This window comes from Lactobacillus delbrueckii subsp. delbrueckii DSM 20074 = JCM 1012, assembly GCF_001433875.1.
GTDB lineage: Bacteria > Bacillota > Bacilli > Lactobacillales > Lactobacillaceae > Lactobacillus > Lactobacillus delbrueckii.
In genome coordinates this window covers 1-6,559 of sequence record NZ_AZCR01000071.1, presented here as the reverse complement: position 1 = coordinate 6,559, position 6,559 = coordinate 1, and the positions used below count along the sequence as shown (strand labels likewise).

The following is a 6,559-nucleotide window of genomic DNA, read 5'->3' as shown; positions in this document are numbered from 1 at the left end:
CCACTTTATATAGTAAAAGAAAAAGTGTTGAACGACTACTCCGTCGAGTAATCATCCAACACCAGATTAGTATGTTTTGTTTTCCTTGGCTTTTATATTTTTTGCCTTTGTTACAGGTTAATTGCAGTTTGTTTTCTTTTAAGTTACAAGATACTTACTTTTCTAAAGTATTTCTTAAGGATAGGCAGATGACTCGCAATTCTTCTCCTTGGCCTTTAGAATGAAAACATAGCTTATAATTTTAAACACAGATACCATAGAAAGCAGGCAGCTACCATGGGATTACTAACACTCATCATCGGTTTGGTAATGCTGGTTAACCCCACATTGGCAACTGAAACAGCTACAAGTGTTGAATAAATACATTTCTTGTTACTTTTTAAACCGGACCAGAAATTGGTCCGGTTTTTTGCGGCAAAAGTTTGCTCAAGTACTAAGGAAATTTGTATAATTGATATAGTTTTTGTGGGGGGAAGAGTAAATGGACAAATTAGCCAAGTGGTGCATCTGGCTACGCCGCCGCTCCTTTTTCAGAGTGGCCCAGCGGACCTTTGCCGTTCTGATGCCGATCGCGACGGTCGGGGCCTTTTTCCAGGTCTTGCAGTACAGCGTCTTTGCGCCGGAAAGTTTTATCTATAATATATTTGATTTTGACAAAATCATGAGTGACCGCTTCTGGGACATCGGGACTAACCTGTCACAATGCCTGGTTGAAGTTATCTTCGGCCTTTTTTGCCTGTTCACGGTTTATTTCTCAGCTTCCTTTACGGCTAAAATCTACCATAAAGATGCGACGATGGCCGGGATCAGTGCTCTGACCAGTCTCTTGGTCATGATCTATCTCTTTCAGCTGGGCTTGACCGGACGGATTTCTTTGCTTACAGGGGGCTATTTGGGCTTCCAGTACACCTCCTTTGCCATCTTGCTGGGTTATGGGGTAGGACAGGTTTTCCATTGGTTAGGTGCCGATTATGAGTCTGTCAACTATGAGCACACCAAACTGGTCCAGGACCGGGCGATCGAGGCTCTGAAGCCGACCCTGGTTGACCCTGGTTACTGTAATCGGGGGAATCGCTATCGGCGGGATTCTCTATGTGGTCATCAGCAAGGTCAAGGCCAACTTCAGCCTGACCAGCATCGTGTCATCGGTTGAAAATTCCAACAACCTGCTTTTGACGGTGCCGGCCACGGCCCTGGCTTCATTTTTGAGCTGGCTGGGCCTGGAAGTCCCGATTCTTGACTTGGGCAACGTGGCTGGTTCAGCCGCCGCGACTGCCAACTTGACCTATGTCTTGCGGCGGGGGTCAGTCTGGAAGGTGCCTTATCCTTACCTGGGCGGGTCCATGATCTCGATTTACGGGGTTATGGGCGGCTGCGGGACAATTTTAGCTTTAGCCGTGGCCATCTTGATCTGGGGCCGACGGAAGGAGCCGGAAACAGTGGCTAAGATGAACCTCTGGCCGCTTTTGTTCAGTTCGTCCCGGGGCTTTTTGATCGGCTTGCCGGTGATTCTAAACCCGATCTATGCCCTTCAGCTGGTCCTGGTGCCAGTCGTGAACATGCTGATCGCGGCTTTGGCGATTTTCCTGCATATCGTGCCGACTCCGGTATATACGGTCTTGACGGGGACGCCAGGCCCTCTGGTGCCGTTTTTTGCCACTAACGGCAACTGGCCGACCTTGATTTTCACCATCTTCCTCTTCTGCCTGGACGTGGTCATGATGATTCCAGCCGTCAAGCTGGACAACCGGACCAAGATCCTGCTGAAGGACTATGAAATGGAGGATGACCGTCATGTTTAAGAGCCGCAACTGGAAACTGATCGTCGTTGCCTTGACGATCATTATTTTGCTGGCCGTTCCGGGCTATTCCTGGATGAAAAAGACCAACAAGGAGCACGCTGAACGCCAGCGCTCGCAACTGTCACCTCTGATCATGGTTCCCGGCTCCAGTGCTACCGTCAACCGCTTCAATGAACTGGTGGACCTGCTCAACGAGAATACCCCTTATAAGCACAGCCTGCTTAAGGTGGAAATCAGTGAAGACGGGACCTTGACTTATTCTGGTTCAATGAAAAAGGAGGACAATGAGCCCTTTATCGTGATTGGCTTTCAAAATAACCATGACGGTTACAGCAATATCAAGAAGCAGGCCGGCTGGCTGGACGATGCCTTTTACGAAATTGCCAAAACTTACAAGTTTAACAACTTCAAGGCTTTTGGCCACTCAAACGGGGGCCTGATCTGGACTTACTGGCTGGAACACTACTACAGCGACTATTCAGATGAAATTACAATCAAGTGCTTGATGACCTTGGGCTCGCCTTACAACTTCAGTGAAAAGAGCATCAAGTACAAGACGCAAATGATGACGGACTTTATCAAGTACCGCAAGCGCCTGCCGAAAAATATGATCGTCTACTCCCTGTCCGGCGGGGAAAACTACGAATCCGACGGGATCGTGCCGGAAAGCAGCGTGGAAGCCGGCAAGTACATCTTCCAGAACCAGGTCAAGAGCTATACCATGATGACTGTTACCGGAGCAGAAGCCGGGCACTCCAGCCTGCCGCAGAATAAGCAGGTAGTCGAGATTATCCAGGATTACCTGCTCAAGCAGCAGGTCAAGCCGGGGCCAAACAACAGCCAAAATTCCAAGCACAAGGAAAACTAAGCGTGAAATTAGGCGCTGGCCGCCTTTTGCCATAAAATAGTAGCAAAGATGAAAGGAAACATCTATGAAGATTAAATTGATCGCGGTGGACCTGGACGGAACCTTGCTGACTTCCAGAAAGAAGGTTAGCCCTAAGACCCTGGCGACTTTAAAAAAGGCCCGGGAAAAAGGAATTCTCGTGGTGCCCCTGTCCGGCCGGCCTCTGCCTGGCGTCTTGAAGGTCTTTGAACCCTTCAAGCTGGACCCGGCAGACAACTTTGCTATTTGCTATAATGGCGGCCTGGTCCAGCGGATGGACGGGGAAGTCCTAAGCGCCAGCCCCTTGACTGATGAAAACGTGGAGCACATACTGGCCTTGAAGCAGACGGGGATTTTTGGCCCTTACTTCATGGACACCAAGGATTTCTATGTAGCTCCAAAGGGCAGTGCCTTCGGTGTCGGCTTTCTGGCCAAGGCCCGGAACATGGGGGTCAAGCGGATGGTGCCCGGCCAGCACTACGAATTCATCAAGGGCGAGTTTGTTTCTTTGCCTAGCAAGATGAAGAAGTTCCGGGCTGGCTTCAGTCCGGCAACTGAGCAGGAATTCGAAATCTCTGCTTCCGGCGGCCAGTGTCTGGAATTCAATACTGCTGGCACCTCCAAAGGCCAGGCCCTAACCACTTTGCTGGACCTTTTGAACATCCAGCCGGAAGAAGCCATGGTTTTTGGCGACAACAACAATGACCTCTCTGACTTCCAGCTGCCTGGGGTCTTCAAGGTGGCCATGGGCAACGCGATCGACGAGATCAAGGCCGCGGCTGACTACGTCACGGCCAGCAACAATCAGGACGGCATCGCTTTGGCGGTGGAGAAGTTTGTAGACATGGGATAATAAGATGGCAAAAGCAGTTATCGGTATTTCAGCTTCAGAAGTTACGATCCAGTCCGGCTCCTTCATGGGCGAGCCCCGGACCTACGTCAACGCTGCTTACGTGGACTCAGTCCTCAAGAACGGCGGGATTCCTTTGGTAATTCCTTTTACCGCTGGCGGAGAAGAAATGGCCTTTAAGCAAGCTGGACTTAGTTGACGGCTTGATCCTGTCTGGCGGCCATGACCTTGACCCCCACTTGTACGGAGAAGAAATTGACCAAAAGAGCGGGGAAACCTGGCCAGACCGAGATGCCCTCGACATGGCCCTCTTGAAGCGAGCGGAAGAAACCGGCAAACCGGTCCTGGGCATCTGCCGGGGCGCCCAGATCATCAACGTGGCCCACGGCGGCAGCATGTGGCAGGACCTGTCTTTGCGGCCAGGCAACACTTTAATGCTAATTTCCCATAAATTGCTACTCAAAGTGCTCTATCACTTGATATATCAACCTTTTAGAGGATTTCGTTGAGTTTAAGTTACAACTCAAAAAAGTATTATCTTAAACTTCGAAAAAGGCCGTAATAGTAGACTTCTTAGACATTGAGTTGTAAAATCCTGGGAAATTAACATTTAAAGCACATGCAGGCTACCCGGCCTAACGTGGGCACCCACGTGGTCAAGATCAAGAGCGGGACAACCCTGGAAAAGATCATGGGGGAAAGCATCCTCATGACCAACTCCTTCCACCACCAGCTGATCAAGGAAGTGGCTCCGGACTTGACCGAATCAGCCAGCGCCAGCGACGGGGTGACGGAAGCTTTGGAAAGCACTGACGGCAAGCTGATCGCCGTGCAGTGGCACCCGGAAGAAATGCACGCTAACCCTGACCCGGAAGCAGCCATCATGAACCGTCTCTTCAAGTACCTGATCGACAAGGCGGAAGAAGAGAAGCAGTAGAAGAAAAGAAGCAAGCAGCGTTTTCGCTGCTTTTTCTTTTGCCTTTTTTTAGGAAGGGACTAACAAAAATCTCATAAAACTGTCATAATGTAAAAGGATCTGTCTTTCCACGCAGAAATGGAATGTTACACGTGAAACGATGACGGTGAAGAAATGAAAGACAAGCATTTGGGAATCCTGTTGGCAATTACTGGGGCTGCCTTATGGGGGACCTCGGGGACGGCGGCGGAAATGCTCTACCAAAGCCCAAATATCAATACCTTCTGGCTGGTTGACGTCCGGTCATGGCTGGCCGGGGCGAGCCTTTTGCTCATTTCCCTGGTCCACAAGGGGAAGGGGACATTTGCTATTTTCAAAAATCCCCGGGACCTTCTCTACGCGGCCCTTTTCTCCATGCTGGGCATCACCGGGGCCCAGTTTACCTACTTCTACACGGTAGCGGCCTCAAACGCGCCGACGGCCACTGTCCTGGTCTTCCTGGCCCCGGTATTGATCATTTGCCTTATGGCGGCTAAAACCCGGCAAATGCCCCGGAGAATCGATCTGATCGCGGTCTTGCTAGCGGTGGTCGGGACGGTGGTTTTGGTGACCAACGGAAATTTCAGCCACTTGGCGGTGACGCCTAAAACCCTGGTCTGGGGCTTCTTCAGTGCCTTGACCCAGGCTCTGGCCATTGCCATGCCGGCCAAGCTTTTTAAAAAGTACGGGACCATCACTATTTTGGCCTGGGGGATGCTGCTGGGCGGAATTATCCTCAGTCCGGCCCTGGCCGTGATGCCCGCCACTAGAGTTACGGTTAAGGAATGGAGCCTGGTGATCTACATCGTGATTGCCGGTACGGTTTTCGCTTACTCGCTCTACCTTTCCAGCGTTATGTACATCTCAGCCGGCCTGGCCAGCATGCTGGAGGCCTTTGAGCCACTGGTAGCGACGATTCTGTCGGTTACCCTTCTGGGCAGCGACTTTGGCATCATGAAGATGGCGGGCGGGGTCTTGATTATCCTGGCCACCTGCCTGCAGGTCGTGCCCAGTCCCCGCCGGGGCAAATTGAAAAGAAATCTTTAGAACTTTTTATGCATATTGCCGAAAAAGCCCGTCAGAGCAAGGAAAACTGTGTTAAAACCAAAACGATGATTTGATCATTAACATGGGGTTAAGCCTGGCCGAATTTTAAGCAAATCTAGAAGTCTCTCAATGCTTGCCGCTACGGGATTCTTTCCAATCTAGCCAACTCTAACTAACTGAGGATAGAAAATGTTGTTACTAAATCCGGTGCAATATTTGGTGCAATGATTCGGATGCGTTCACAGGCTTCAACATGATTACTAAGACAACCTATGATAGAAACTAAGTAGTGATTCTATTTTCTCCGCTTGCGTTAAGCAGGCGGTTCTTTTTTTGCCTTTTTTGTGGGGCCCAAAATCGGGGCGGCTTCCTAAAATCCTGTACTATCCTGTACTAGGGGATGCAAGCAGGAAGCACTACAGGCCGCTAGTCAGATATTAACATAAACTTCCCACTTGCAAACGTGGGCTCGTACCTTGAAAATTCAATAGTTTAGCCAATAAAAAAGCACAACGACAGAAGAGCAGATGGAAAGATTCACCAACGCTTTCATTTTCCGCCTCCCGAAGTACATGCAGGAGGTATTAACGCCATCACTAGCAGCTTAATTGAATATTTACTGGCTAAACTATTAGTTAAATCCTGGTTGTTTCTGCCTAAGCGATCTAATTCAGTGACCATTACAATATCACCCTCACGAATATAGGCCAGCATTTTTTCAGTTCTGGCCTATTAGTGTTAGCCCCACTTAATTTATCCGTAAATAATTTATCAACGTCTTTTAAAGCCACTAACTGTCGATCTAAATGTTGCTCCTTGGAACTCACACGCGCATAACCGATTTTAGCCATTTCCAGTTCTCCTTTTGGACAGTTCTAATGAACACTTGTAATTCCTAGCATAGCACAGAAATAAAAAAGGCCAATAGGGTATACCCTATTGATGTGACCCCCAAAATTGGGACAATTTAGTATTACGCCGTTAAGGTTGTTAAAACATGATTCCGATATTCAATCGGG

The 6,559-nt window shown here is 49.3% G+C and carries 5 protein-coding genes and 3 pseudogenes; 7 read left to right on the top strand and 1 reads right to left on the bottom strand.

Annotated features, from left to right (window positions below; translation table 11 throughout):
• The first annotated feature begins 481 nt into the window (after window positions 1–481).
• The 7 genes and pseudogenes from FD23_RS10750 (at window position 482) to FD23_RS07820 (ending at window position 5,540) form a co-directional block, all read left to right on the top strand.
• Complete coding sequence (locus tag FD23_RS10750; protein WP_230844922.1) at window positions 482–1,153, top strand: hypothetical protein; 672 nt, start codon at window positions 482–484, stop codon at window positions 1,151–1,153.
• Window positions 1,044–1,802 (top strand): hypothetical protein, encoded by a 759-nt coding sequence (locus FD23_RS10745; protein WP_230844921.1) that lies wholly within the window; start codon window positions 1,044–1,046, stop codon window positions 1,800–1,802. The genes FD23_RS10750 and FD23_RS10745 overlap by 110 nt, the downstream gene beginning before the upstream one ends.
• Window positions 1,795–2,670 carry an alpha/beta hydrolase gene (locus tag FD23_RS07840; RefSeq protein ID WP_025896464.1) on the top strand — a complete coding sequence of 292 codons (876 nt, stop codon included), beginning with the start codon at window positions 1,795–1,797 and terminating at the stop codon, window positions 2,668–2,670. The genes FD23_RS10745 and FD23_RS07840 overlap by 8 nt, the downstream gene beginning before the upstream one ends.
• Window positions 2,671–2,734: 64 nt before the next feature.
• Entirely contained in the window at window positions 2,735–3,541 is an 807-nt protein-coding gene (locus FD23_RS07835; RefSeq protein WP_025896463.1) for a Cof-type HAD-IIB family hydrolase, read from the top strand.
• A 4-nt stretch (window positions 3,542–3,545) separates the two neighbouring features.
• Window positions 3,546–3,969 (top strand): annotated as a pseudogene (locus FD23_RS07830) (gamma-glutamyl-gamma-aminobutyrate hydrolase family protein); the annotation flags it as partial.
• 179 nt (window positions 3,970–4,148) lie between these two features.
• Window positions 4,149–4,475: pseudogene (locus tag FD23_RS07825) on the top strand (gamma-glutamyl-gamma-aminobutyrate hydrolase family protein); the annotation flags it as partial.
• 153 nt (window positions 4,476–4,628) lie between these two features.
• Window positions 4,629–5,540: a DMT family transporter gene (locus FD23_RS07820; RefSeq protein WP_025896536.1), complete on the top strand. Its 912-nt coding sequence runs from the start codon at window positions 4,629–4,631 to the stop codon at window positions 5,538–5,540.
• A gap of 615 nt (window positions 5,541–6,155) precedes the next feature.
• On the opposite strand, the pseudogene FD23_RS07815 reads toward FD23_RS07820, so the two are convergent.
• Window positions 6,156–6,391 (bottom strand): annotated as a pseudogene (locus FD23_RS07815) (recombinase family protein); the annotation flags it as partial.
• Window positions 6,392–6,559: the final 168 nt, after the last annotated feature.

Bases quoted from the DNA above. Each gene is read 5' to 3' on its own strand.
- FD23_RS10750 (WP_230844922.1), top strand. From the start codon at position 482: ATGGACAAATTAGCCAAGTGGTGCATCTGGCTACGCCGCCGCTCCTTT.
- FD23_RS07840 (WP_025896464.1), top strand. From the start codon at position 1,795: ATGTTTAAGAGCCGCAACTGGAAACTGATCGTCGTTGCCTTGACGATC.
- FD23_RS07835 (WP_025896463.1), top strand. From the start codon at position 2,735: ATGAAGATTAAATTGATCGCGGTGGACCTGGACGGAACCTTGCTGACT.
- FD23_RS07820 (WP_025896536.1), top strand. From the start codon at position 4,629: ATGAAAGACAAGCATTTGGGAATCCTGTTGGCAATTACTGGGGCTGCC.